This is a genomic window from Thioclava litoralis (assembly GCF_045278885.1).
Taxonomy (GTDB): Bacteria; Pseudomonadota; Alphaproteobacteria; order Rhodobacterales; family Rhodobacteraceae; genus Thioclava; species Thioclava litoralis.
This window is the reverse complement of sequence record NZ_CP135444.1, coordinates 245,001-269,241: the sequence shown is the minus strand read 5'-3', so window position 1 is coordinate 269,241 and position 24,241 is coordinate 245,001. Positions and strand designations below refer to the sequence as shown.

15 protein-coding genes, 1 tRNA gene, 2 rRNA genes and 1 pseudogene (1 of these 19 running past the window's edge) are annotated in these 24,241 nt (G+C 58.8%); 9 read left to right on the top strand and 10 right to left on the bottom strand.

Features of this window, described 5'->3' with window-relative positions; all coding sequences use genetic code 11:
- Positions 1 to 36: 36 nt before the first annotated feature.
- The 3 genes from mprF (at position 37) to RPE78_RS14815 (ending at position 5,447) form a co-directional block, all read left to right on the top strand.
- Positions 37 to 2,592: a bifunctional lysylphosphatidylglycerol flippase/synthetase MprF gene (gene mprF / locus RPE78_RS14825; protein ID WP_330646848.1), complete on the top strand. Its 2,556-nt coding sequence runs from the start codon at positions 37 to 39 to the stop codon at positions 2,590 to 2,592.
- A 123-nt stretch (positions 2,593 to 2,715) separates the two neighbouring features.
- Positions 2,716 to 4,680, top strand: a complete 1,965-nt coding sequence (locus RPE78_RS14820; RefSeq protein WP_330646847.1) for a VTT domain-containing protein — start codon at positions 2,716 to 2,718, stop codon at positions 4,678 to 4,680.
- Between the two features lie 359 nt (positions 4,681 to 5,039).
- A complete protein-coding gene (locus RPE78_RS14815) occupies positions 5,040 to 5,447 on the top strand; it encodes a DNA cytosine methyltransferase (protein ID WP_330646846.1) in 408 nt (135 codons plus the stop codon).
- A 229-nt stretch (positions 5,448 to 5,676) separates the two neighbouring features.
- Here RPE78_RS14815 and RPE78_RS14810 read toward each other — a convergent pair whose 3' ends face one another.
- The 3 genes from RPE78_RS14810 to RPE78_RS14800 are packed head-to-tail and all read right to left on the bottom strand — an operon-like array spanning position 5,677 to position 10,000.
- Positions 5,677 to 7,146, bottom strand: coding sequence for a multicopper oxidase domain-containing protein (locus tag RPE78_RS14810; RefSeq protein ID WP_330646845.1), 1,470 nt, complete (start codon positions 7,144 to 7,146; stop codon positions 5,677 to 5,679).
- Positions 7,147 to 7,190: 44 nt separating this feature from the next.
- Complete coding sequence (locus RPE78_RS14805; RefSeq protein WP_330646844.1) at positions 7,191 to 7,514, bottom strand: hypothetical protein; 324 nt, start codon at positions 7,512 to 7,514, stop codon at positions 7,191 to 7,193.
- Between the two features lie 50 nt (positions 7,515 to 7,564).
- Entirely contained in the window at positions 7,565 to 10,000 is a 2,436-nt protein-coding gene (locus RPE78_RS14800; RefSeq protein ID WP_330646843.1) for a heavy metal translocating P-type ATPase, read from the bottom strand.
- 65 nt (positions 10,001 to 10,065) lie between these two features.
- Here RPE78_RS14800 and RPE78_RS14795 point away from each other — a divergent pair, with 65 nt between their 5' ends.
- Entirely contained in the window at positions 10,066 to 10,593 is a 528-nt protein-coding gene (locus RPE78_RS14795; protein ID WP_330646842.1) for a MerR family transcriptional regulator, read from the top strand.
- Between the two features lie 437 nt (positions 10,594 to 11,030).
- Here RPE78_RS14795 and tnpC read toward each other — a convergent pair whose 3' ends face one another.
- A complete protein-coding gene (tnpC, locus tag RPE78_RS14790; protein WP_330646841.1) occupies positions 11,031 to 12,737 on the bottom strand; it encodes an IS66 family transposase in 1,707 nt (568 codons plus the stop codon).
- 183 nt (positions 12,738 to 12,920) lie between these two features.
- Entirely contained in the window at positions 12,921 to 13,163 is a 243-nt protein-coding gene (locus RPE78_RS14785) for a helix-turn-helix domain-containing protein (RefSeq protein ID WP_353963113.1), read from the bottom strand.
- A 249-nt stretch (positions 13,164 to 13,412) separates the two neighbouring features.
- On the opposite strand from RPE78_RS14785, the gene RPE78_RS14780 reads away from it, so the two are divergent.
- From RPE78_RS14780 to RPE78_RS14765, 4 genes are read left to right on the top strand one after another with little or no spacing between them, the layout of a single operon-like run.
- Positions 13,413 to 14,951, top strand: coding sequence for a class I SAM-dependent DNA methyltransferase (locus RPE78_RS14780; RefSeq protein ID WP_330646840.1), 1,539 nt, complete (start codon positions 13,413 to 13,415; stop codon positions 14,949 to 14,951).
- Positions 14,948 to 16,087, top strand: a complete 1,140-nt coding sequence (locus RPE78_RS14775) for a restriction endonuclease subunit S (protein WP_330646839.1) — start codon at positions 14,948 to 14,950, stop codon at positions 16,085 to 16,087. The genes RPE78_RS14780 and RPE78_RS14775 overlap by 4 nt, the downstream gene beginning before the upstream one ends.
- A 1-nt stretch (position 16,088) precedes the next feature.
- Complete coding sequence (locus RPE78_RS14770) at positions 16,089 to 16,598, top strand: hypothetical protein (RefSeq protein ID WP_330646838.1); 510 nt, start codon at positions 16,089 to 16,091, stop codon at positions 16,596 to 16,598.
- A gap of 22 nt (positions 16,599 to 16,620) precedes the next feature.
- A complete protein-coding gene (locus tag RPE78_RS14765) occupies positions 16,621 to 20,016 on the top strand; it encodes a DEAD/DEAH box helicase family protein (protein WP_330647272.1) in 3,396 nt (1,131 codons plus the stop codon).
- A gap of 14 nt (positions 20,017 to 20,030) precedes the next feature.
- Here RPE78_RS14765 and tnpB read toward each other — a convergent pair whose 3' ends face one another.
- A complete protein-coding gene (tnpB, locus tag RPE78_RS14760; RefSeq protein WP_330647271.1) occupies positions 20,031 to 20,381 on the bottom strand; it encodes an IS66 family insertion sequence element accessory protein TnpB in 351 nt (116 codons plus the stop codon).
- On the bottom strand, positions 20,382 to 20,792 hold the full coding sequence (locus RPE78_RS14755; protein WP_330647270.1) for a hypothetical protein: 411 nt from the start codon (positions 20,790 to 20,792) through the stop codon (positions 20,382 to 20,384).
- Positions 20,793 to 20,922: 130 nt separating this feature from the next.
- Here RPE78_RS14755 and RPE78_RS14750 point away from each other — a divergent pair.
- Positions 20,923 to 21,262 (top strand): annotated as a pseudogene (locus RPE78_RS14750) (DNA cytosine methyltransferase); the annotation flags it as partial.
- A 261-nt stretch (positions 21,263 to 21,523) separates the two neighbouring features.
- Here RPE78_RS14750 and RPE78_RS14745 read toward each other — a convergent pair.
- The 3 genes from RPE78_RS14745 to RPE78_RS14735 all read right to left on the bottom strand — a co-directional run.
- A tRNA-Met gene (locus tag RPE78_RS14745) sits at positions 21,524 to 21,600 on the bottom strand.
- Positions 21,601 to 21,661: 61 nt separating this feature from the next.
- Positions 21,662 to 21,776: ribosomal RNA gene (gene rrf / locus RPE78_RS14740) — 5S ribosomal RNA — on the bottom strand.
- 72 nt (positions 21,777 to 21,848) lie between these two features.
- A 23S ribosomal RNA gene (locus RPE78_RS14735) occupies positions 21,849 to 24,241 on the bottom strand (it continues 438 nt past the right edge of the window).

The following is a 24,241-nucleotide window of genomic DNA, read 5'->3' as shown; positions in this document are numbered from 1 at the left end:
TCCGCCGCACCTCGACCCGACTATGGAGAGGCCTCTATGACCGACCCCAAAGCCCGCCTCCGGCTGCTACTGCCCTATCTTGTCACCGCCGCACTTTTTGCAGCCGGCGGCTATGCGCTGTATCATCTGCTAAAGGGCGTCCATCTGCGCGATGTCATGACCTTGGTGCGGGCAACGCCTGTCACCACGCTTTTTGCGGCGCTTCTTTGCACGGCGGGCGGCTATGCGGCGTTGGTCGGTTATGATTGGTCCGCGCTGCGCTATATCGGTCAGCGCCTACCGTTTTCGGTGACCATGATCGGGTCGTTTCTGGGCTACGGGATCGGCAATACGGTGGGCGCGGCCGCCGTAACAGGCGGGGCGGTGCGCTACCGGATCTATTCGGCGCTCGGGCTTTCGGCCCTTGATATTGCGGGGATCTCGGTCTTTTCGGCGGTGTCCTTCGGCATCGGCTCGACGCTTGTGGGCGTTATGGCGCTGGCATGGCATCCCGAAGCCTTGGGCGGCCTGATCCCGTGGCGGCCCGAAATCATCCGCTGGGGGGCGATGGGGCTGAGCGCGCTTGCCCTGATCGTGCTGGCGGGGCTTGCCACACGGCGCGGAACGCTGACGGTCCGCGGGATCACCCTTGCCGCGCCCTCCAAGGGAATTATCGCGGGGCAATTCGTCTTTGTCGCGGTGGAAACCCTTATGGCCGCGCTTGCCCTCTATATCCTGCTCCCCTCCGAGGGGATCGGCTTTGGCAGCTTTCTGGCGATCTATGCCATCGCGGTGATGGCGGGCGTTCTCAGCCATGTGCCGGGCGGGGTTGGTATTTTCGAGACGATCATCATTGCCGCGCTGCCCAGCGGGGCGCCGGTGACCGAGATCGCGGCGGGGCTCTTGCTGTTCCGTCTGGTCTATTACCTTGTGCCCTTCGTGCTGGCGCTCTGCCTCATGGCACTGGGCGAGGCGCGCTTTGTCAGCCGCCGGATCAGCCCCACCTTGGTGCCGGTGCAAAAGGCGATTTCGGCGCTGATGCCGCTCGCCATGTCGGCAATGGTCTTTGCCTCGGGGGCGGTGATGATGCTGGCCTCGCTTCTGCCCGCCACCAGCGACTGGGCGGAAGAGCTGGAGCTTCTGGTGCCGCTCAGCATGGTTGAGGGCGGTGCGCTTTTGTCCAGCGCGCTGGGGGCGTTTCTTCTGCTTGTCGCGCATGGGCTTTTGCGGCGGGTCGAGGGCGCATGGTGGCTGGCCATGGGCGTGCTGGCGGCGGGGGCGGCGGTCAGCCTGTTCAACGGGATCGATTATGACCGCGCAATCCTTCTGGGCCTTGCGGCGCTGATCCTCTATCCGGCGCGCTCCGAATTCTACCGTGCCACTCGTCTGACCCGCAATGTGATGAGCCTGCGATGGGCGCTGATGATAGCCTGTCTGGCGGGGGCGCTCGCGGGGGTCTTCTTCTTTGCGCATAAGGCCGTGCCCTATGAGACGAGCCTCTGGTGGCAGTTCGCCTCCGATCATAGCGCGCCGCGTTCCATGCGGGCGGGGCTGGTCGGGCTTGTCGTGCTGGGGCTTTCGGTGCTGTTTTATGCGCTGCGTCCGGACAGGGTGGCCGAAGCGCTGCCCGACGCCGAGACGCTGGATCAGGCTGCCAAGGTGATCGCCGCTCAATCCCGCCCTGAGGCTGCCGTGGCGTTGACGGGCGACAAGGCGCTGATGTTCTCGCCCTCGGGCGAAAGCTTCCTGATGTATCGTACGCAAGGCCGTAGCTGGATCGCGCTACATGATCCAATCGGGCGGGCGGACGAGCTACAGGCGCTGGTCTGGGAGTTCCATGATGCGGCCTATGCCGCCAATGCACGCCCCGTTTTCTATTCGGTCTCGGCAGGCTCTGCCACGACATGGATCGATATGGGCATGGTCGCGCATAAATTCGGCGAAGAGGCGGTGGTCGATCTGCGCAGTTTCAGCCTTGACGGCCCCGAGCGCAAGAAGATCCGCGCGGCTTATGCCCGCGCACAGCGAGACCAGATGAGCTTCGAGCTGGTGGACGGCCCGCATGATCCCGCGCTTCTGGCCGAGCTGAAGATCATTTCCGACATATGGCTCCGCTCCAAGATCGGTGAGGAAAAGGGGTTTTCGGTCGGCAGTTTCGATCCTGCCTATCTCGACCGCACCCCCATCGCCCTTGTCCGCCATGAAGGGCGTATCGTGGCCTTTGCCAATCTCTGGGTGACCGAGCGCAAACAACGCGCCGCCATCGACCTCATGCGCCACCGCGATGATATTCCGAACGGCGTGATGGATTTTCTGTTCACGGCGCTGCTTCTTGAGTTCAAGGAGAATGGCCATGCCGAGTTCTCGCTTGGCAATGCACCGCTCTCGGGGCTCGAGGCGCGGCGCGGTGTGCGGCTGAGCACGCATCTTGGCGCCTTCCTCTATCGACACGGGCGCCAGTTCTACAATTTCGAGGGGCTGCGCACGTTCAAGCAGAAATTCGCGCCCAGATGGGAGCCGGTCTATATCGCAGTGCCGCCTCGGGCAAATCTTGTTGCGGTCGGCCGCGATCTTGTTGCGGTCATCAGCCGGACCGTGCCGCCCAAAGCATAGTTGGACGGGGCAATTCTTACATTTTTGTAAGAACTTGGTCAGCCCACCGATGATCTGGCAAAGCTAAAAGAGGGACGTGAGGGCAAGATCCTCGCGCCCTCCTGCCGATCAAAAGAGCCTTCCATGACATCCATCTCGCAGCTTCTCCCCTCCATCGCCGCCCTCGGGATGATCGGCTATTGGGTCATCGGGTCCGCCGCCGCCCTTGAGGCCTTCTTCCTCACAGGGATCTTCCTTCCGGGCACGCTGGTCGTGAATGCGGGGGGTGTTCTGGTGCAACAGGGCGTGCTCGATTTCTTCGATCTGGTCTGGTTCGTGGCCATCGGATCGGTTTTAGGCGGAGAGGCCACCTACTGGCTGGGCCGTCATGCACGGCGCGGGATGCTCGGGCGCTGGAATGTGCAGGAGATGCCGGTCTTCAAACGCGCCGAAGCCCTGTTTCACAGACGGGGCGGGATGGCGCTGGTGATCGGGCGCTTCCTCGGCCCCGTTGCCGCTTTCGTGCCCTTCGCTGCCGCCATGGCCGGTATGGAGCGGCGCAAATTCAGCCTGTGGAACCTGATCAGCGGCGTTCCCTACGCCTTTGTCCATGTGGGCATCGGTTATGCGATTGGCGCGGGTCTAACCAAGCTCAATCCGGTTCTGACCCGTGACGCGGCTTTTGCAGGCGGCGCGATTGTTCTGATAGCCGCGCTATGGTGGACCTTACGGCGGCTCGACCGTGCCTTGCCCTATCTGATGTCGATGGCCGGTGGCTGGATGGATATGCTCGGCCAGCATCCGGTTCTGAACAGCTGGGCACAGCGCCATCCCCGCTTTGCGCGCTTTATCCAACAGCGTCTGGATCGCAGCCATTTCGGTGGCCTGCCATCAAGCATTCTGGCAATGATAGCACTCTATCTCTTGTCCCTCGGCATCGGCCTCGCCTTCGATTTTATCCATGCCGCCCCGATCGTGCAGATCGACGCACGGCTTGCGCAACTGATGCAGCTGTTCTGGACACCGGGACTGATCCGCTTTTTCACGCTCTTTACCGCTCTCGGCGACAAGCTCGTTGTGGGGCTGTTCCTTGCGATCGCCCTTCTCTGGCTGGTTGTTCTACGCCGCGGGGCGCTGATTGCGGGGCTGTTTACAGCCCTTGGCAGCGATCTGGTGAGTGTGATCTTGCTGAAATCGTCCTTCGCACGACCGCGCTCGGCCTTGGGATATTTCACCGAGACTTCTGGCAGCTTCCCATCCGGCCATGCCACGCTGTCTGTGGCATTTTACGGGATGCTCTTTTACCTGCTCTGGCGGCTCGGGCGCATGGGAGCCTTCACCGCCATGTTCGGCGCGGCGCTCATCGCCCTTCTGATTGGCGGTAGTCGGTTGTTTCTGGTCGAGCATTATCTCAGCGATGTGCTGGCAGGCTGGACGCTGGGCGGGTTGTGCCTGATCCTCGGGGTTACGATCGCCGAATGGCTCCAGCGCGCGCCTGCACCTGCGATGGCGTCCCTGTCGGGCGGTCTCCGCGCCGTTGCGTTGGGGCTGACAGTGCTTCTGGCGCTGAGCGCTGGTCTACGGGACTGGACCTATGCCAAGACACAAAATCCGCGCCCAGTGCCTGCCTCCACGATTGAAGTCTCTTCTGTTCAGGACGCATTGGCACAGCTCGGACAGCCGCAATTTGCCGAGACACTGGACGGAGATCACCGCTTTGCTATGACGCTTGCCTTTGTCGCGCCGGATCTCGGAACGCTCGAGCAGAACCTTGCCCAAACCGGATGGAGGGCGGCAAAACCGGTGACCGTTGCGGGACTGGTGAAAACGGGATGGGGTGTATTGCGCGATGCAGGCCAGCCGCAAAGCCTCGCACCCTTGTTCTGGAAAGCCATGCCCAATGATATATCCTTCTTCCGCGCCTCGGAGACCGACAGCGAAGTCGCCGACCACCTCCGTCTATGGCAAAGTCCCTACACGACATCCTCGGGTGACCGGATCTGGGTAGGCACGCTCACGCATGATAACGGGCTGGATCTTGAGAAGGCGGTTCTGGCAAAGGAAGGCGCGAAATTTCTATCGGGTATATCCACCAGTATTGGGAAGTGACTGCAGATTTTGGTTCATTTGCTTTCCGGAGCCCGTCCGCAAGCGATGTCAGACCCCTCATGTTCTGCCCTTTCGCACCCACCTCCGCAATTCTCTAAAATCCACCTAACGGGTAGCGCGTGATTGGTTCTGCCTTGATTTTTATGGTTTTCTCTACTTAGACAGGCCACCTCGCGATGATATTCCAGATAGCGCCTTTAACGAAAATGGTAGAGGATACCACAGGGCCAATCCCGGCCCTTCATAATGCTGCGGACTAAATGAATGACCGGTTCGGGAAAGCTGCGCTGCGGCTATAGTGATCGCGTTTAGCCCCGCTTCGGGCCGCGATAACCGAGACCGCCTTCTGCACCAGCGAGATGCTGCGGGGCGGCATGTTGCAGTATGGGCTCGAAGCGGTCATGCGGCGGCGCGGCGCCCCATCACGAGGGCCGCGCCACCCTATCGACATGTTCGGCCCTGACCGGACATCTCCAAGGTTAGTCCTCGCTGTAGCTCAGCTTCGTCAAAGGGGCCGTTCGTCACTTCGTGCAGCATGGCAAATACACTATCGCGTGGTGACTAAACTCCTAAACTCCGCAAACTACGGAGTGCCTCAAAAACGAGAACGTGTTCTTTTCGTGGGCTTTCGAGATGATGTCGATACGCGCTGGTCGTTTGATTCCGGAGATTACACCCAAGAAGCTTTGGTTTGGGATCAACTCTACGGAGATTATTGGGACAGACATAAGGTTGCTTTAAAAGATCGTGTTCTGGAAGGACGGTAAGCGTTGCATCTGAACCCTCCTAAAGGGGCTTTATTCCCTTTTGGGGGGACTTTTCTCTATTGTTCTGAGGGGCTATCTTGGCGCTACGCGCCAATAGGAAATGCTGAAAGATGTGAAACTTTCGGCCCAATCCGGACATTAGAAACCAAATGAGGGAGGTCCGCATAGAGCCAAGGTTCTCGATACAAGCTTTTCGGACGCAACTGAGCACGCATGCTCGGCTACTCTATTAGGCGCTCGTAGTAACCTGCAACTCAGTCATCATTCCTGTCGCGAGGTGGCCCATATGGTGACAATGTAGCATCCAGCGCGCGGCCTCGCCCGCATCGAAGGCGATGGTGACCATAGTCATAGGCGGCACCACCACCGTATCGCGTCTGGCCCCCGCAAAACGGCGGCCGTTGATTGCCACGACTTGGAACACATGGCCATGAAGATGCATCGGATGCGCCATCATCGACATGTTGTGGAAGGTCATCTCGACCCGCTCGCCATGGATCACCGGAATGGGCGCATGATCGGCCCAGACCTGACCGTTGATCGTCCAGCGATAGGGATCCATGCTGCCGCCCAGCATGACATCGCGGTGACGGCTGACCTCGCGCGCGGGAAGGCTTTGCACTGCCCGCAACCGGTATTCCAAATCGAGATCCTGTGTGGCGGCCGGCGTCTCGTTCTCCGCATCGCCCGATAGCTTTGCGACCGTAGCCCCTGCACTGGCCAGAACAAGCCCGGTCTGCTTGGTGCTGCCCTCGCGCTTGGCAAGAACCGGATAGGCCCCGCTTTGCGCAGGAAGATCCACAAGGATATCCATCCGCTGAGCCGGAGAAATCGGGAAACGGCTGCCCGCCACGGGCTGGACCTGCTCGCCATCCACCGCAACCAGCGCACCTGTGAGTGCCCCTAGATCAAGCCAATAGGCGGTCATCGAAGAGCCGTTGATGACGCGCAGACGGACACGCCCGCCCTTTTCCACCGTCACGACCTCCGGATCGTCGAGCGTGCGGTCATTGGCGAGATAGGCGTCGAACTCGAAATCGTTCAGATCCATCGCCATACCGGACATATCCATGCCCGCCATATTCCCATGCGACATAGTTTGGTGAGACATGGGCGCAGAGCCGCCTCCCATCTGATGGCCCGACATATCATGGCCTTCCATATGACCACCGGCCAGCTGGTCGAGCACCTCCTCTGGCGCGAGGAAGCTGAAATCATGGAGGAACATCACGACCTCCTGCCGGTCCTCCGCCTGTTCCTCGGCGCTCCGGACAATGAGAGGCGCCGCCAGCAGGCCAAGCTCGTGCTGGGGCACATGCGAATGCATCCAGAACGTGCCCGCACGGGGCGTGAAATCATAGGCGCGGGTCTCGCCCACCTCCAGCATCGGGTTGGTATTGGGCGCACCATCCTGCGCATTGGGCGGGATCTGCCCATGCCAGTGGATGATCGTCTCCATATCGAGATCATTTGTCAGATCGACGCGGAAGTGCTCATCGGGGGGAAGCGTCAGCCCTTGGGTGCCCTGTGCATTCACAAGGCCCATGACGGTGGCCGCGCGCCCGTTTACCTCAAGGGTGCGGGTGGTCGCCTTGAGGCTATGCGCGGCACTTTGCGCCTTCACGCGGGCAGGAAGAAGCAGGCCAGCAGATGTGGCAACACTTGCGGCCAGAAAGCCGCGACGGGTCAGTGTGATCATTGGAAATCTCCGTAAAACCGTTGGGGAAGAGTTTTTTGCGAAGATCAGAGACGTGGAGGGCGGCGCAGGGGAGCGACGATCTGGGAGGCCAGATCGAGCTGGAAGCCCGAGCGATCCATATCGCGGGCAATCGGACGGACACTGAGCGGTGCATGTTCGTCCTGCGTAGCCTGCGACAGAAGGCAGTCCATCGTGCAGGACGCGCTATGGGCATGGCCTTCATGGTGATGGTCAGGCTCGGCCATTGCGGCACAGCAGCGCTCGGCGGGCTGGATCATGGATGCAAAGCTCGTCCCCGGCCCGAAGACGGACCAGAGCACGAGCGTCATCACCAGAACGGGGCGCAGGAGCCGGAACATCGTGACCATGCCTACAACCTATCCTGCGCCCGATCCGGCGTCAGATCACATTCCAGAGATCAGAGCTTCTGTCCCCGCAGCCGCAAAGCATTACCGATCACCGAGACCGAGGACAGGCTCATGGCCAGCGCCGCGATCACCGGCGACAGGAGCACCCCGAAGAGCGGATAAAGGATCCCCGCCGCGATCGGCACGCCCGCAGTATTATAGGCAAAGGCGAAGAAGAGGTTCTGGCGGATATTGCGCATCACCGCCTGCGCCAGCCTGCGCGCCTTGACGATGCCGCGCAGGTCGCCCTTCACCAGCGTCAGCCCCGCGCTTTCCACAGCCACATCGGCCCCCGTGCCCATCGCGATGCCGACATCGGCAGCCGCCAGCGCAGGTGCGTCATTGACCCCGTCGCCCGCCATGGCAACGGACGCGCCCCCTTTGCGCAACTCCTCCACCAGCTTGGCCTTGCCCTCGGGCGAGACACCGGCGCGGATCTCGTCAATCCCCAGCTTGCGGGCCACGGCCGCTGCGGTGCGCTCGCTATCGCCGGTGGCCATCACGATGCGCAGCCCCGCTTCATGCAGTGCCTTGATCGCCTCGGGGGTCGTCTCCTTGATCCGGTCGGCCACCGCGATCACCCCGATGATCCGGTCGGCCTCGGCCAGCATCATCGCCGTTTTGCCCTCGTCCTGCAGCGCCTCGATCCGGTCTACCACCTGATCGGGATCGGCCCCGCAATCGCGCATGAGGGCGGCGTTGCCAAAGGCCACCTGACGGCCCTCGATCCGCGCCATCACGCCTTTGCCGGTAATTGCCTCGAACCCTTCGGCCTCGAGCTTCGGCGCGTCCTTCGCCCCTGCCAGAATGGCTTCGGCCAGCGGATGTTCCGAGCCGCGCTCAAGGGCTGCCACCAGCGACAGGATGTGCTCCTTCTCGCCCTCGAGGGCCATGACATCGGTCAGCGTCGGGCGACCTTCGGTCAGGGTGCCGGTCTTATCGACCACCAGCACATCCACCTTGGCAAAACGTTCCAACGCCTCGGCATCGCGCACCAGCACCCCCTCGGAGGCGCCGCGCCCCGTGCCCACCATCACCGACATCGGGGTGGCCAGCCCCAGCGCACAGGGGCAGGCGATGATCAGCACCGAAACGGCGGCCACCACCGCATAGCCAAGCGCCGGAGACGGCCCGAAGACCATCCATGCGATAAAGGCCAATACGGCACAGGCCACCACCGCCGGCACGAAGAACAGCGCCACACGGTCGGCCAGCCCCTGGATGGGCGCGCGCGAGCGCTGTGCCTGACCCACCATCGACACGATGCGCGAGAGCGTGGTCTCCGCCCCCACCGATTGCGCCTCCATCACGAAGCTGCCGGTTTTGTTGAGCGTGCCGCCGGTCACCCTATCGCCTTCAGCCTTTTCCACCGGAACCGGCTCGCCCGTCAGCATGCTCTCGTCGATGGTCGAGCCGCCTTCGATGATGGCCCCATCCACCGGCACAGTCTCGCCTGGGCGCACCCGCAGCCGGTCCCCTGCCTGCACCTGATCAAGCGGCATGTCTTCTTCGCCCGCGTCACTCACCCGCCGCGCGGTCTTGGGCGCCAGATCCATCAGCGCGCGGATCGCATCGCCCGTCTTCTCGCGGGCGGTCAGCTCCATGATCTGGCCCAGAAGCACCAGCACCAGAATGACGGCCGCCGCCTCGAAATAGACCGGCGGCTGGCCGTGCATATCGCGCAGCGCCTCGGGGAAAATACCGGGGGCCAGCAGCGAGACCAGCGAGAACCCGTAGGCCGCCGCCGTCCCCAGCGCGATCAGGGTCCACATATTGGGTGAGCGGTTGGTGACGGATTTCCAGCCCCGCACGAAGAACGGGCGACACAGCCACAGAACCGGCGTCGCTAAGGCGAATTGCAGCCACAGGAAGGGCCGCGCCCCGATCCAGTCCTCGAACGGGACACCTATATGCGTCCCCATCTCGAGGATGAACACCGCCGCCGCCAGCGGCCCCGCGATCCACAGCCGCTTGCGGAAATCGACAAGCTCGGGGTTCGGCCCCTGATCGGCAGAAGGTGTCATGGGTTCCAGCGCCATCCCGCATTTCGGGCAGTCACCCGGCTGGTCCTCGACGATCTCGGGATGCATCGGACAGGTATATTGCGTGCCCTCGGGCATTGCCTTCGGCGCGGGCCGATCGCCCAGATAGGCCTCGGGATCGGCCTTGAATTTGCTCTCGCAGTTTTCGGAGCAGAAATAGAACTTCTCGCCTTCCAGCTTGTGGAAATGCACCGCCGTCCCGCGATTGACCGTCATGCCGCAGACCGGATCCTTGGCCTCGATATAGTCTTCGGGCGCGGCCACGAACTTGTCGTGACAGCCCTGCGAGCAGAAATGATAGCTATGGCCATCATGCGTGGCACTGGGCTTTCCGGCATGGGGGTCAACAGTCATTCCACAAACAGGATCGCGGGTGACAGGGCTGGAATGGGCGTGGTCTTTCATGATCGCGGGTCCTTTTGGCTGGTCCGCCTCTCCAGATAGGGCCTCCAGTAGCTGGAGGGTCAAGCATGAAGGACGAAAAGATCGGCTTTTGGCCCAACGTGCTGGTCCCCACCCTGTTCCCGCTGCCTCGATGCGCTATTGTGATCTGTTGCACATGGAGGGACAAAATGAATATCGGCGAGATATCCAAAGCAACCGGCCTGCCAGTAAAGACCTTGCGCTATTACGAGGAGATCGGCCTTATCAGCCCGTCGCGTGCGCCCAACGGGTATCGCCTCTATGACGCAAAGGAGCTCGAACAGCTCCAGTTCCTTTCTCAAGCGCGCGCGATGGGGTTTCCTCTCGAGGAATGCCGAAGCTTCTTGGATTTGTTGGCCGACAGATCGCGCGCCAGCCGTGATGTCCATGATCTGGCCCATACCCGTCTTCTTGAGGTCCAGAAACGTATTGCCGATCTCAAGGCTCTGGAAATGCGGCTCGAGGAGATGATGGCCAGATGCCGTGACGACGACAACCCTGACTGCGCCATACTGGATAGTCTCAGTAGGTTCGGAACGAAGATCACGCAGCCCGATGAAACGCGTCGAACATAGGTCCACAGAGTATTGATGGCACTGTTTGCAGGCCTTAGATTTTTAATGGCGGCCTTTTACGTGTCAGAGTTAAGTAAATAGCTTCCGAAGCGGCTACCTTTTTCCAAAGCAGCCATTGAAGCGACACGCAGCGAAGGGCCGGTTTCCGCCGATGCTGTTGAAAAAGTCTATGTTGCGCTGCCGGAAGTCTTTCGTTTCACTCGACTATGAGAGGACGGGAGGATTTCAGCGTTATGGGCAGGCAAGAAGCACCGGCGCAGCTGTTTTACGATTTCGATCTGGAGCGCCAGGTCCCTGCCAATCACATGCTGACCGGCGGTCTTCAACCGCGGCTTCATTGGTGCCCAAAATTTTTCATCCGTGAATTTGGAGGCCGAGCGCCAGCCTCCAGCCGTCGCTATTCGTCTTCCCTGTCAGAACGATAACGCAATCAAAATCTATGGGTTAGCAGCATCCTCATCCGCTTCTTCAGACTTGGGCTCTTCTGCATCATCCGTATATCGCTCGAGCGGACAGTTCCAAGGTAGTAACTTGTGGTAATCCGCCAATGGGGTCTTGGCCCTAATCTTTTCGAACACCCATTGCAGATAAGCGTAGGGTTCGAGACCGTTCAGCTTACAGGTTCCCAGTAGGCTCGACAGAATGGCCCAGATCTCACCGCCAATCAGCGAGCCTGCAAACAGGGAGTTTTTTCGGATGAGCGCCAGAGGCCGGATGACGTTCTCCACTGGATTATTATCGATTTCGACACGGCCATCGGTGAGGAATACTTTCAGGCCTTCACGCAGCTTCATGGTATAGTTGATGGCCTCGCCCAGCAGCGAGTTCATCATGATCTCAGAGCTTAAAGCCTCGAGATCTTTGAATAGCGCATCGACTATAGGGGCGCTTTGACGGGCACGCTCTGCTTGGCGCACAACATGCGGCTGACCTTTTAAACCTCGCTCGATTGCGAACAAGTCGTCGATGGTTTCCACGATTTCGAACGCCTTCTCCGATTTACCGCTTTTCCAGGCCTCAAAGAATTTGCGGCGGACATGTGCCCAACAATAAGCAAGGACTAGCGGCGCACCAACTCGGTCCGCTGCGGTTAGGCGCTTGTATCCAGCGTAGCCGTCAACTTGCAGCGTTCCGGCAAAATTTCCGAGGAAACTCTCGCCATGAACACCCTCACGTGTCTGGGCAAATCGGAACGCCACTGCTGGAGGCCGATTGCCTTTCCAGCGTCGGTCATCGCGGGTCATCGCCCACATATAGGCAGTTTTCGTCTTTCCCAATCCTGGGGCCTGCAAAGGTGCCCTCGTCTCATCCATGAAGAGTTTTCCGGATTGCCGTAGATCAGATATCAGTAGGTCGTACAGGGGCCGCAAAACGTCACCCGTCCGCTTGGCAAGTCGCCAGAGTGTGGAGCGGTTTATCTTTAATCCGCTCCGTCCGAATATTTCTTGCAGCCGATAATGTGGCAGAAAATCCGCAAACTTCGAAATCACGGCAGCAAGGGACATCGTGTCGTCGAAACGGGAATAATCGAACACCCGCTCCGGCGCTTTCGCCTGAAAAAACGTGCTACATTTTCGACAGCAGTATTTGGGGTAAACCTCTTCAATGACATACACTTCTGCAGGCTTATAGGCGAGCCTTTCGACCCTCTGCTCCCCAGCCAAAGAAGCGCCCCGCTCGCACATGCACGGCGGCCCGTCTTTAGGCTCAATGACGATCGTCTCCCGCCGAAGATGCGCGGGGATTAATACCTGCTGACGCCCGCGCTTGCCACGAGCCTTTTTGAGTTCTGAGTTTTCTTGGGGAGCATCATTATTCGCACTATCCTCGGCGTCGTCCTCCGGTTCATCAAATTCAGGCGCCTGAGGCTGGTCTTCAGGGGGCACATCCCGCTTCCGTTTGGATGTTTTTTCAGAAGCTTGACCAAAATGCATGGCCTTTAACTTTGCAATGATCTCTGCCTGGCGCCTGACTTCGGCGCGCAACGTCTTGATCTGCGCAGTCGCCGTCGAAAGCCGCGCCTGAAGGACGACCATCTCGCGATCGCGCGCCAGATCATGCGTGGATATGACCGATGCAACCTCTTGGACAGAACTGTCCTGATGGCCCGCGAGCAGCTCGCAGGCCTCCTGTATTGCGTCCATGGATTTCAACATCCCGATCGGGCGGCAACATGGCCGCAAACGGCATAAGTCGAGCCGCGCGTTCAGACGAACGCGGCGCTTGACTTCTCGAACCTGCGGGGGGATGGTATAGGTATCGCACGGCGCGATTTTACGAGGCCCTTTGGATTGCAGTCCGGGGCCTCAACCTATTTCAGAGCCCTGTCATCTGATATCTAGGACATCGTCATCTCCAGTATCCATAAACCTGCTTGGCCAAAGCTGCTCGCGTGGCATACCGATCTTCTCGGCAACCGCTCGCTCGACCCTCGCCGACCTGCATGTGCCGGCAACCACTCCGGCTACGGTGCTCCGCGTCAGACCAAGCTCACGCCCTACGGCCGCCATCGATGATCCGGCAATCCGCAGCTGGGATTTGACAAACTCTCGTTCAGCGATCGTGGTCATAGGGCCTTGGCCTCACATGTTGGGTCATTCCACTCGATTCTGTAGCGTTGAATCCAGCCGGTCAAGGATAAAATCGGTTTAAAGTGCATATTTTTCAATTACTTATGCCAAGCATTGAACGCTCATAAGCTACTTGGAAATTCCACATTTCTCGCTTTCATCACCCACTAGGCGACTGCCCTGAAGGTTGCCGGTTGCGCGTATCACTACACAGTTTATCATCGCGCCAAACCTAAGGCGGGCCCCTAAATGATTACCGGTACAATCAAAAATCAGATCGATCAGATCTGGAACGCATTCTGGTCCGGAGGCGTCTCGAACCCGCTTTCCGTGATCGAACAACTGACCTTCCTGATGTTCATCAAGCGGCTCGACGATCTGCATACGGTCGAAGAGCGTAAGGCCGAAGACCTCGGTCTCCCGATGGCCCGCCGCATCTTCCCCGAGGGCGCTAACGACAAAGGCGAGCCCTACGACAATCTCCGCTGGTCCCGCTTCAAGCATTTCGAAGCCCGCGAGATGATGCGCATCGTCGACGAACATGTCTTCCCCTTCCTGCGCCAGCTGGGCGAGGAAGGCTCCTCCTATGGCACCCATATGAAGGACGCGCGGCTGGGCTTTTCCAACGCCAACCTCCTCGCCAAAGTGGTGCAGCTCCTTGACGACATCCCGATGGACGACCGCGACACCAAGGGCGATGTCTACGAATATATGCTGGGCAAGATCGCCAGCGCCGGCACCAACGGCCAGTTCCGCACTCCCCGCCATATCATCGAGCTGATGGTCAACCTCATGGCCCCGCAGCCCAGTGACACGATCTGCGATCCGGCGGCGGGCACCTGCGGCTTCCTTGTCGCGGCGGGCGAATATCTGCGCGACCATCACCCTCAGATGCTGCGCAGCAAGGACAGCCGCGAGCATTTCCACAACCACATGTTCCACGGCTTTGATTTCGACGCGACCATGCTGCGGATCGGCGCGATGAACATGACCCTGCACGGCGTCGAGAATGCCGATGTCTCCTATCGCGACAGCCTCGCGCAGGAACATGGCGAGGATGCGGGCGACTATTCCCTGATCCTCGCCAACCCGCCCTTCGCCGGATCGCTCGATTACGAGACCACGGCCAAGGATCTGTTGAAGATCGTTAAAACCAAGAAGACCGAACTCCTGTTCATGGCGCTGTTCCTGCGGCTTTTGCGCATTGGCGGGCGTGCGGCGGTGGTTGTGCCCGATGGGGTGCTTTTTGGCTCGTCCACCGCGCATAAGGAAATCCGGCGCCTACTGGTCGAAGAGCACAAGCTTGACGCCATCATCAAGCTGCCCTCGGGCGTCTTCCGCCCCTATGCGGGCGTGTCCTGCGCCATCGTGGTCTTCACCAAGACCGGCGTCGGCGGGACGGAAAATGTCTGGTTCTATGACATGGCGGCGGATGGCTTCAGCCTTGATGACAAGCGCAGCCCGCTTTTGGACCCAGAAAAGCTGGGCGCCACGCCAGAGGCCGCGCTGACCGAGGACGAGCACGCCAAGAACAACCTCCCCGATATTCTGGCCCGCTGGGCGGATCTTGCGGGGGAGGACGCGCGCCCGCGCACCGCGCAAAGCTTCATGGTGCCTGCCGCCGATATCATCGCCACCGGCGCATGGGATCTGTCGCTCAACCGCTACAAAGAGATCGAGCATGAGGAGGTGGCCCATGCCGCCCCTGCCGATATCATCGCCGAGCTGCGCGCGCTGGAAGCCGATATCGCCGAGGGACTGGATCGGCTTGAGGAGATGTTGGGATGATCTCTGTACCCTTGGGCGAGCTAACCACTTTGGTCATGGGACAAGCGCCAGCCGGAAAAGACTGTAACAAAGAGGGCCAAGGGACGCCCTTCGTCAAAGCAGGCGAGTTTTCAGAGAGGTTCCCAATTATTCGGGAGTGGACCACTTCGCCAAAGAAACATGCCAAGAAGGGCGATGTCCTAGTCTGTGTTGTCGGGGCTACCGCTGGTAAAGTGAATGACGCCATAGACTGCGCAATCGGGAGGTCGGTTGCCGCAGTTCGTCCAAATACTGACGTACTCGATCATGGTTACATCTACCGCTTTATGCAGCTGCAAACTGCTTCTCTGCGTTCTGAAGCTCAGGGCATGGCCCAAGGCGTTATTACGAGAGAGATGATCAACCGCCTCGAAATCCCCCTGCCGCCGTTGGAGGAGCAGAAGCGGATTGCGGGGATATTGGATCAGGCGGCAGAGCTCTGCCGCCTCCGCACCCGCGCCCTCGAAAAACTCAACACCCTCGGCCAAGCCATCTTTCATGAGATGTTCGGGGATCTGCGAGACAATTCCGAGGAATGGAAGACGAAGCCAATAGACGAAGTTTGCGAGGCTATGGTTGACTGCGTCAACCGAACAGCGCCGGTTGTTGATGGCCCAACCCCATGGCGGATGATTAGAACCACTAACGTGAGGCACGGAGTGGTTAACCTCGACACTGTGCGGTATGTGGAGGAAGTAACTTTCGAACGTTGGAACCGAAGACTCACGCCTCGGCCCGGTGATGTTCTGCTGACGAGAGAGGCCCCCGTTGGTGAAGTCGGTGTACTTCGTGAGAACGGTGTATTTTTGGGGCAGCGTTTGTTCTTGTATCGACCCAACCCTGACATCATGTCGCCAGAGTTCCTATCATACCAAATGATGTCCCCTTACTTTAGTTTACAGTTCAGCCAATCGGGCTCCGGCTCGACGGTCAAACATCTGCCCCTTCCGGCGTGCCAATCTTTCGAGGTTCGCGTCCCACCTATCGCTCGGCAGAAAGCATTTGACGCCGCAGTGAACGCGTTGACCGTTGAAGAATCCCGACTTCGGCGAAGCTTAGAATGCGCAAAAAAGCTCTTCGCCTCCCTCCAACACTGCGCTTTCAGGGGCGAGCTGTAAGATGGGCCCCGCGCTGCATCGCCTGTCGCTTCCTGCGCAGATGCTCGAGCGCGGTTTCTGGCTTTATATCTGGGAGGTGCTGCGCCCTGATGCCCCGCCGCTTTATTATGTCGGGCGAACGGGGGATAATTCGAGCCCGCATGCCTCCGCCCCCTATAGCCGCATGGGTCAGCATCTTGGAAAGGCCAAAACCCAGAATGCCCTGCGGCGGCAACTGGCGGCCCGTGGCCTGCGCCCTGAAGACTGTCTCCGGTTCGAGCTATATTCTCATGGGCCGATCTATCCCGAGATCCATATCGAGGGCGCGGATCGCGCCACGCTGATGGCGCATCATATCCCTTTGCGCAATCAGGTCGCGGTTATGGAAAAGCTGCTTTGCGACGGGATGAAGGCGGGCGGCTATGAGGTGATGAACAGCGTGGGCTGTAAATGGGCGCTCTCGGATGACGGCGCCGCAAAATGGGCCGAGGCAAAAGGGGCCTTCCAAACCGCGTTTCCTGATTTAAAGTGATCGCATTACAATAGGTGCGCTTATGTCCCAATTCGCCTTTCTCGAGAGTGATTTTCCCGATCTGTTGCAGACGGCCCGCAAGGCCGAGACCCATGCGCTTTCCGATCCGCGCGGGGCGTGTTTCTGGGCAAGGCTGACGCTGGAGATGGCGCTCAAATGGCTCTATCGCCGCGATCCCGCGCTGCGCAAAGTCTATACCGAGACATTGGCCGCGATGATCGCCGAGCCAAGCCTGACCACGCTGACCGGCCCCGCGATCACCGTGAAGGCGCGCTATATCAAGGATCAGGGCAATCGCGCGGCGCATGATAGCGGCAAGCCGCTGACCGCCCATGATGCCAGCGCCACGGTGCGCGAGCTGTTCCATGTCTGCTACTGGCTGGCGCGGACCTATGCCAAGACCACGCGCCCCGATCCGGCGCTGAGCTTTGACGCGGGCAAGCTGCAGAAATCCCTGACCATTACGGCCAGCACTGTGGCCGAGATCAAGAAGGTCGAGGAGAAGATCAAGGCCGAGCGGAAGCGGGCGGATGAGGCCGAGAAGGCGCTGCAGGAGTCGGAAGAGGGGCGCGCCGCGCTTGATGCCGAGCTGGCGAAGGTGCGGGCCGAGGTGTTGGCGCTGCGCAAGGCCAATAGCGCGGTGCAAGATGACCATGATTATGGCGAGGCGGAGACCCGCGACAAGTTCATCGACCTGTTGCTGCATGAGGCGGGTTGGGCCTTGGATCAGGACCGCGACCGAGAGTTTCCGGTGGTGGGTATGCCGAGCCAGAGCGGCGAGGGCTATGTCGATTATGTGCTCTGGGGCGATGATGGCAAGCCGCTGGCCTTGGTCGAGGCCAAGCGCAGCAAGAAGGACAGCCGCAACGGGCAGCAACAGGCGAAGCTTTATGCGGATTGCCTCGAGGCGCGTTACGGGCGGCGGCCGGTCATTTTCACCAGCAATGGCTATGAGCATTGGATCTGGGATGATCTGGCCTATCCGCCGCGGCGGATCTCGGGCTTTCTGAAAAAGGACGAGCTGCAGCTTCTGTTGCAGCGGCGCGAGAATATGCGGGCGCTGGCGAAGGTGGATGTGGACCCCGAGATTGCGGGGCGGCATTACCAGCAGCGGGCAATACGCCGTGTGGGCGAGGCGATCGAGCGTGACAAGCAGCGCCGCGCGCTTCTGGTCATGGCGACCGGCAGCGGCAAGACGCGGACGGTGATTGCGCTGATCGACCAGCTGATGCGGGCCAACCGTGTGAAGCGCGTGCTGTTTCTGGCGGATCGGGTTGCGCTGGTGCGGCAGGCGAATGAGGCATTCAAAAAGCACCTGCCTGCCACGCCCTCGGCCAATCTGATCGAGAAGCATGACAGCAAGAAGAATGATCACGCCGGTGCGCGGGTATGTCTTTCAACCTATCCGACGATGATGGGGCTGATCGAAGAGATGAAGGGCGGCGAGAAGCGCTTCGGCCCCGGCCATTTCGACCTGATCGTCATCGATGAGGCGCACCGCTCGGTTTATCGTAAATACCGCGCGATCTTCGAGTATTTCGACAGCCTGCTTGTTGGGTTGACCGCGACGCCCCGCGACGAGATCGACAAGGATACCTATTCGCTTTTCGGGCTCGAGAAGGGCGTGCCGACCGACGCCTATGATCTCGATGATGCGGTGGCGGATGGCTATCTGGTGCCGCCGACGACAATTTCGGTGCCGCTGAAGTTCCAGCGCGAAGGCATCGACTATAGCCAGCTGACCGACGAAGAAAAGGAAGACTGGGATGCGATCGAATGGGATGATGAGGGCACCCAGCTAGACCGTGTCGAAAGCGCTGATCTGAACAAATGGCTCTTTAACAAGGATACCGTCGATAAGGTGCTCGAGCATCTGATGCGTAACGGCATCAAGGTGTTGGGCGGCGACCGTCTGGGCAAGTCGATCATCTTTGCCAAGAACAGCAAACATGCCCAGTTCATCGTCGAGCGGTTCAACGAGAACTATCCGCATTACAACGGCAAGTTCGCGCAGCTCATCGATTACAGCGTGACCTATGCGCAGTCTCTGATCGACGATTTCTCGGAGGCCGAAAAGGCGCCGCATATCGCGGTATCGGTCGATATGCTGGATACGGGCATTGATGTGCCAGAGGTCGTCAATCTGGTGTTCTTCAAGATCGTCCGCTCCAAGACCAAGTTCTGGCAGATGGTGGGGCGTGGGACGCGTTTGAGCCCAGGACTGTTCGGCCCGGGCGAGGATAAGAGTGAATTCGTCATCTTCGATTTCTGCCAGAACCTCGAGTTCTTCCAAGAGAACCCGAACAAAACGGATGGGCCGACGGCTCGCCCGCTAGGCGAGCGCCTGTTCACCAACCGCGTGGAACTGATCGAGGCATTGGCCGAGGCGGAAGAACCGCATGAGCAACTGATCCAGGACATCAAAACGCGGCTCCATGACGAAGTGCTTGGCATGCCGCTCGACAACTTCATCGTTCGCGCCAAGCGCCGGAGCGTGGAGCAATTCCGCGATCCCAAGAACTGGAACAGCCTTTCGCTGGATGACCGCCTCGCGCTGATCGAACAGGTCGCGGGCCTGCCCACGGCTTATGAAGATGGCAATCTGCCCGCCAAGCAGTTCGATCTCCTGATGCTGAACGCCCAATTGGAGTTGCTGAGGCAAACAGGTGGTTTCCTGAGGCTTCAGACACGGATCATCAGCTTTGCCGCAGCTCTTGAGGGGTTGGAGAATGTCCCTCTTGTGGCCAAGGAGATGGAACTGATCCTTGAGATCCAGACCGATCTCTTCTGGGAAGACATTACGCCCGAGATGCTCGAGACCATCCGGCGCAAGCTTCGCGATCTGACCGGGCTGATCCAACCCCTTGAACGCAAGATCGTCATTACCGATTTCGAGGATGAGATCGGGGTCGGCACAGAAGTGACCATGCCCCAGGTTGGCAGCGGCGTGGATAAGGCACGGTTCAAGATGAAGGTGCGCCGCTTCATCGAAGAACACCGCGACCACATCACGCTCATCAAGGTGAGACGCGGGGAAGCTCTGACGCAGCAGGATCTCGACGAGTTGCAGCGTATCCTGATCGAACAGCAGATCGCTGATGATAGCCTGCTGGCAGGGTTGGAGGAGGAAGGCGGCCTCGCGCGGTTCCTGCGGTCACTGACCGGTCTCGACAAGGCAGCCGCCAAAGATGCCTTCAGCGCTTTCGTTGGTTTGCATCAGCTGAACGCTGATCAGACCGAGTTTCTCGATCTCATCATCAACAGCCTTACGGAAACGGGTTATGTTGATCCGGAATGCTTCTACGAAAGCCCCTTTACCGACCTCGATGACATGGGGATCGCGGGCATATTCGACCGCGATCAGACGCGCGAGATCATCCAGATCGTCAGAGCATTGAATGAGGGGCTGGCCGCCTGACGTCCGAGCTGCGCTCATCGGAAGCTTGGACGTTTAGCATGGCGTGGAACGATACGCTGCCAGTCGAGACCTTCGAAAAGCGCCTCGAACTGGGTCTTGCTCAGGCTGACTGCCCCGTTCTGGCTCTTCGGCCAGCGGAAACCAGCCCCCTCGATGCGCTTGTGCACCAACACAAGCCCTGTACCGTCCCAAACGATCAGCTTGAGACGATCGCTGCGTTTCGAACGGAAGACGAAGATTGCGCCCGAGAACGGGTCGAGGTCGAATTCCGCCTGTATAATCCCTGCGAGACCATCCATTCCTTTCCGGAAGTCGACAGGCTGGCTGGCGAGATAGATTTTGAAGTTCCCAGCAGGCGCAAACATCTATCCGCGCTCCAACGTCTGGATAAGAACGACCAGATCGTTCAGAGGGTAGTTGGCTGGGAGCGTCAGATTGACGACTTCTCCGCTGAGCGTGATGACGCTTTCGGGCGCCGCATCCCCTGTCGGTAGAGGTTCGTCATTCTGGACCAAAATTTCCGAGAATAGCGGCTCGTCAGAGTCGTATTCAGGCGCGGAAGCGGCAACCCGCCCCTTCGCGACATCATCGCGCCATTTGTACACGAGGGATTTGGAAACCCGGCATTCCTCTCGCACTTCCTCGACGCTCAGTTGACCTGTTTCGATTTTCTCGCGTATAAACCTTTTGAAGCTCGGCGGCCAAACGCGACGGCCTCCTGGATGCAACTCGATCGCAAAGCCATAGTGGTTCCGAATCTTTGGAAAGTCATTCATGCATGATACCTCGTGTTTCGAGGATCCTAGCAGAGTGACGAGGGGAGAGATCTGCCCCTCAGAAGGGTTCAAATGCAACGCTTACGAAGGACGTTCGCTACAGATATCAAAACGCCTATCCGTGACAGAAAAGCCCGACACACTCCCTTGGCGAACCACGCGTGACGCAATTGGCGATCTACCAGATCCTGAAACAGAAAACTTCGTCTCGAACCATAGATTCCAGCCGAATGCTCGAACCTATCCTGGACACACTGGAAGCTACCTCGATGATCCCTCCAAGACACTAAAGGCTGGAGTGCATGGAGTTCCAGGTGGTGAGAACATGTTGCGTCGAGCGGATGGATCAGTTCGCTATTTTACTATCCGAGAAAGCGCGAGAATCCAGACCTTTCCAGATACTTATAAGTTCCATGGAGCTTGGTCGGAATGCATGCGCCAACTTGGTAACGCTGTGCCTGCAGCCCTCGGCAACGCCGCACCCGAGATCGCGCCCGACATCGCCGACCTTTACCGCGCGCAAATTGACAGCCTTGCGGAAACACTATCGGACCCTTCTATCGTGCATCGCGCCTCCGAGATCCTTGGTGAACTGATCGAGAGGATCACGATCCGCCACGACGCAGAGCTTGGGCACACTCTCGAGATAGAGGGCAAGTTGTTGGAGATGTTGAGTTTTGCAGATAACAAAAAAGCCGCAGCTCTTTCGGGCGCGGCTTGTTCGCTAAAGCTGGTTGCGGGAGTAGGATTTGAACCTACGACCTTCAGGTTATGAGCCTGACGAGCTACCGGGCTGCTCCATCCCGCGTTATTTTGTGTCTGATTTGGGGGATGTTATCGTTATAGAGATGAATGACGCTCTTTATTAGGTTTGGCGGTGACCTACTCTCCCACGTCTTGAGACGCAGTACCATTGGCGTGTTGGCCCTTAACGGCCGGGTTCGGAATGGGACCGGGTGTATAGCCAGCGCTATGACCACCAAACCGAATAAAGAGCGTCCAAGTCAAATTGTATGCATGATTTTGATCTGCAGGAGTGTCTGTCTACTACTGGATCAAATCAAGCCAATCGGGCAATTAGTACTGGTCAACTGAATGCATTGCTGCACTTACATCTCCAGCCTATCGACGTGGTGGTCTTCCACGGCCCTCAAGGGATACCTAGTTTTGAAGGGGGCTTCCCGCTTAGATGCTTTCAGCGGTTATCCTGTCCGGACATAGCTACCCAGCACTACCGTTGGCACGATAACTGGTCCACCAGTGGTCCGTTCACCCCGGTCCTCTCGTACTAGGGGCAACTCTTCTCAAGTATCCTACACCCACGGCAGATAGGGACCGAACTGTCTCACGACGTTCTAAACCCAGCTCACGTACCTCTTTAAACGGCGAACAGCCGTACCCTTGGGACCTGCTCCAGCCCCAGGATGAGATGAGCCGACATCGAGGTGCCAAACGGTGCCGTCGATATGGACTCTTGGGCACCATCAGCCTGTTATCCCCAGAGTACCTTTTATCCGTTGAGCGATGGCCCTCCCACTTGGGACCACCGGATCACTATGGCCGACTTTCGTCTCTGCTCGACTTGTCAGTCTCGCAGTCAGGCAGGCTTTTGCCATTGCACTCAACGACCGATTTCCGACCGGTCTGAGCCCACCTTCGCGCGCCTCCGTTACTCTTTGGGAGGCGACCGCCCCAGTCAAACTACCCGCCACACAGGGTCCCGGATCCGGATAACGGACCGCGGTTAGACATCAAGAGTGCGAAGGGTGGTATCTCAAGGATGCCTCCACCGGAACTGGCGTTCTGGTTTCAAAGGCTACCACCTATCCTGCACATCACAATCCTGATGCCAGTGTGAAGCTGTAGTAAAGGTTCATGGGGTCTTTCCGTCTAACCGCGGGTAGTGTGCATCTTGACACACAGTTCAATTTCGCTGAGTCCACGTTTGAGACAGCGGGGAGATCGTTACGCCATTCGTGCAGGTCGGAACTTACCCGACAAGGAATTTCGCTACCTTAGGACCGTTATAGTTACGGCCGCCGTTTACCGGGGCTTCAATTCAGAGCTTGCACCCCTCCTTTTAACCTTCCGGCACCGGGCAGGCGTCAGACTGTATACGTCGCCTTACGGCTTCGCACAGCCCTGTGTTTTAAGTAAACAGTCGCCACCCCCTAGTTTGTGCCCCCCACCACTAGTTGCCTAGCGATGGGGCCTCCTTCTCGCGAACTTACGGAGGCATTTTGCCGAGTTCCTTAAACGTGGTTCTCTCAAGCGCCTTGGTATTCTCTACCAGTCCACCTGTGTCGGTTTCGGGTACGGTCTTATAGAGAGGCTATTTCCAGGGACCTGTAGGCTGCCCACACAATCCGATAAGTGTGAACAACGGTTCAGATCCGTCACCATCTCACGGCCCAGGAATATTAACCTGGTTCCCATCGACTACGCCTTTCGGCCTCGCCTTAGGGGCCGGCTTACCCTGCTCAGATTAGCTTTAAGCAGGAACCCTTGGACTTTCGGCGACAGGGTCTCTCACCCTGTTTGTCGCTACTCATGTCAACATTCTCACTTCTGATCACTCCACCGGATGCCTTACAGCCCGGCTTCACAGTCAGAACATTGCCTCCAATGTATCCGAGGATACTAAGGAGGCAGCGTTCTATATCACAGAACGCTCCGCTACCACGCACTTCACAGTGCATCCAAAGCTTCGGCTCGTGGCTTGAGCCCCGTTACATCTTCGCCGCAGGACCTCTTGACTAGACCAGTGAGCTGTTACGCTATCTTTAAAGGATGGCTGCTTCTAAGCCAACCTCCTGGTTGTTTTGGAAGTCCCACATGCTTTCCCACTTAGCCACGAATTGGGGGCCTTAGCTGTTGGTCAGGGTTGTTTCCCTCTCCACGACGGACGTTAGCACCCGCCGTGTGTCTGCCGATCAGTTCTTCCCGGTATTCGGAGTTTGCTTAGACTCAGTAAGGCTGTGGGCCCCCATCATCCATGCAGTGCTCTACCCCCGGGAGAATACAATCGACGCGCTACCTAAATAGCTTTCGCGGAGAACCAGCTATCTCCGAGTTTGATTGGCCTTTCACCCCTAGCCACACGTCATCCGGACCCTTTTCAACGGGTGTCGGTTCGGACCTCCAGTTGGTGTTACCCAACCTTCATCCTGCACATGGCTAGATCACTCGGTTTCGGGTCTGATCCCACGAACTCGTCGCCCTTTTAAGACTCGCTTTCGCTGCGCCTACACCTATCGGCTTAAGCTTGCTCGTAAGACCAAGTCGTTGACCCATTATACAAAAGGTACGCCGTCAGAGCTCGAGGCTCCTCCGACTGCTTGTAGGCGTCCGGTTTCAGAAACTGTTTCACTCCCCTCGTCGGGGTGCTTTTCACCTTTCCCTCACGGTACTGGTTCGCTATCGGTCAGTAAGGAGTACTTAGCCTTCGA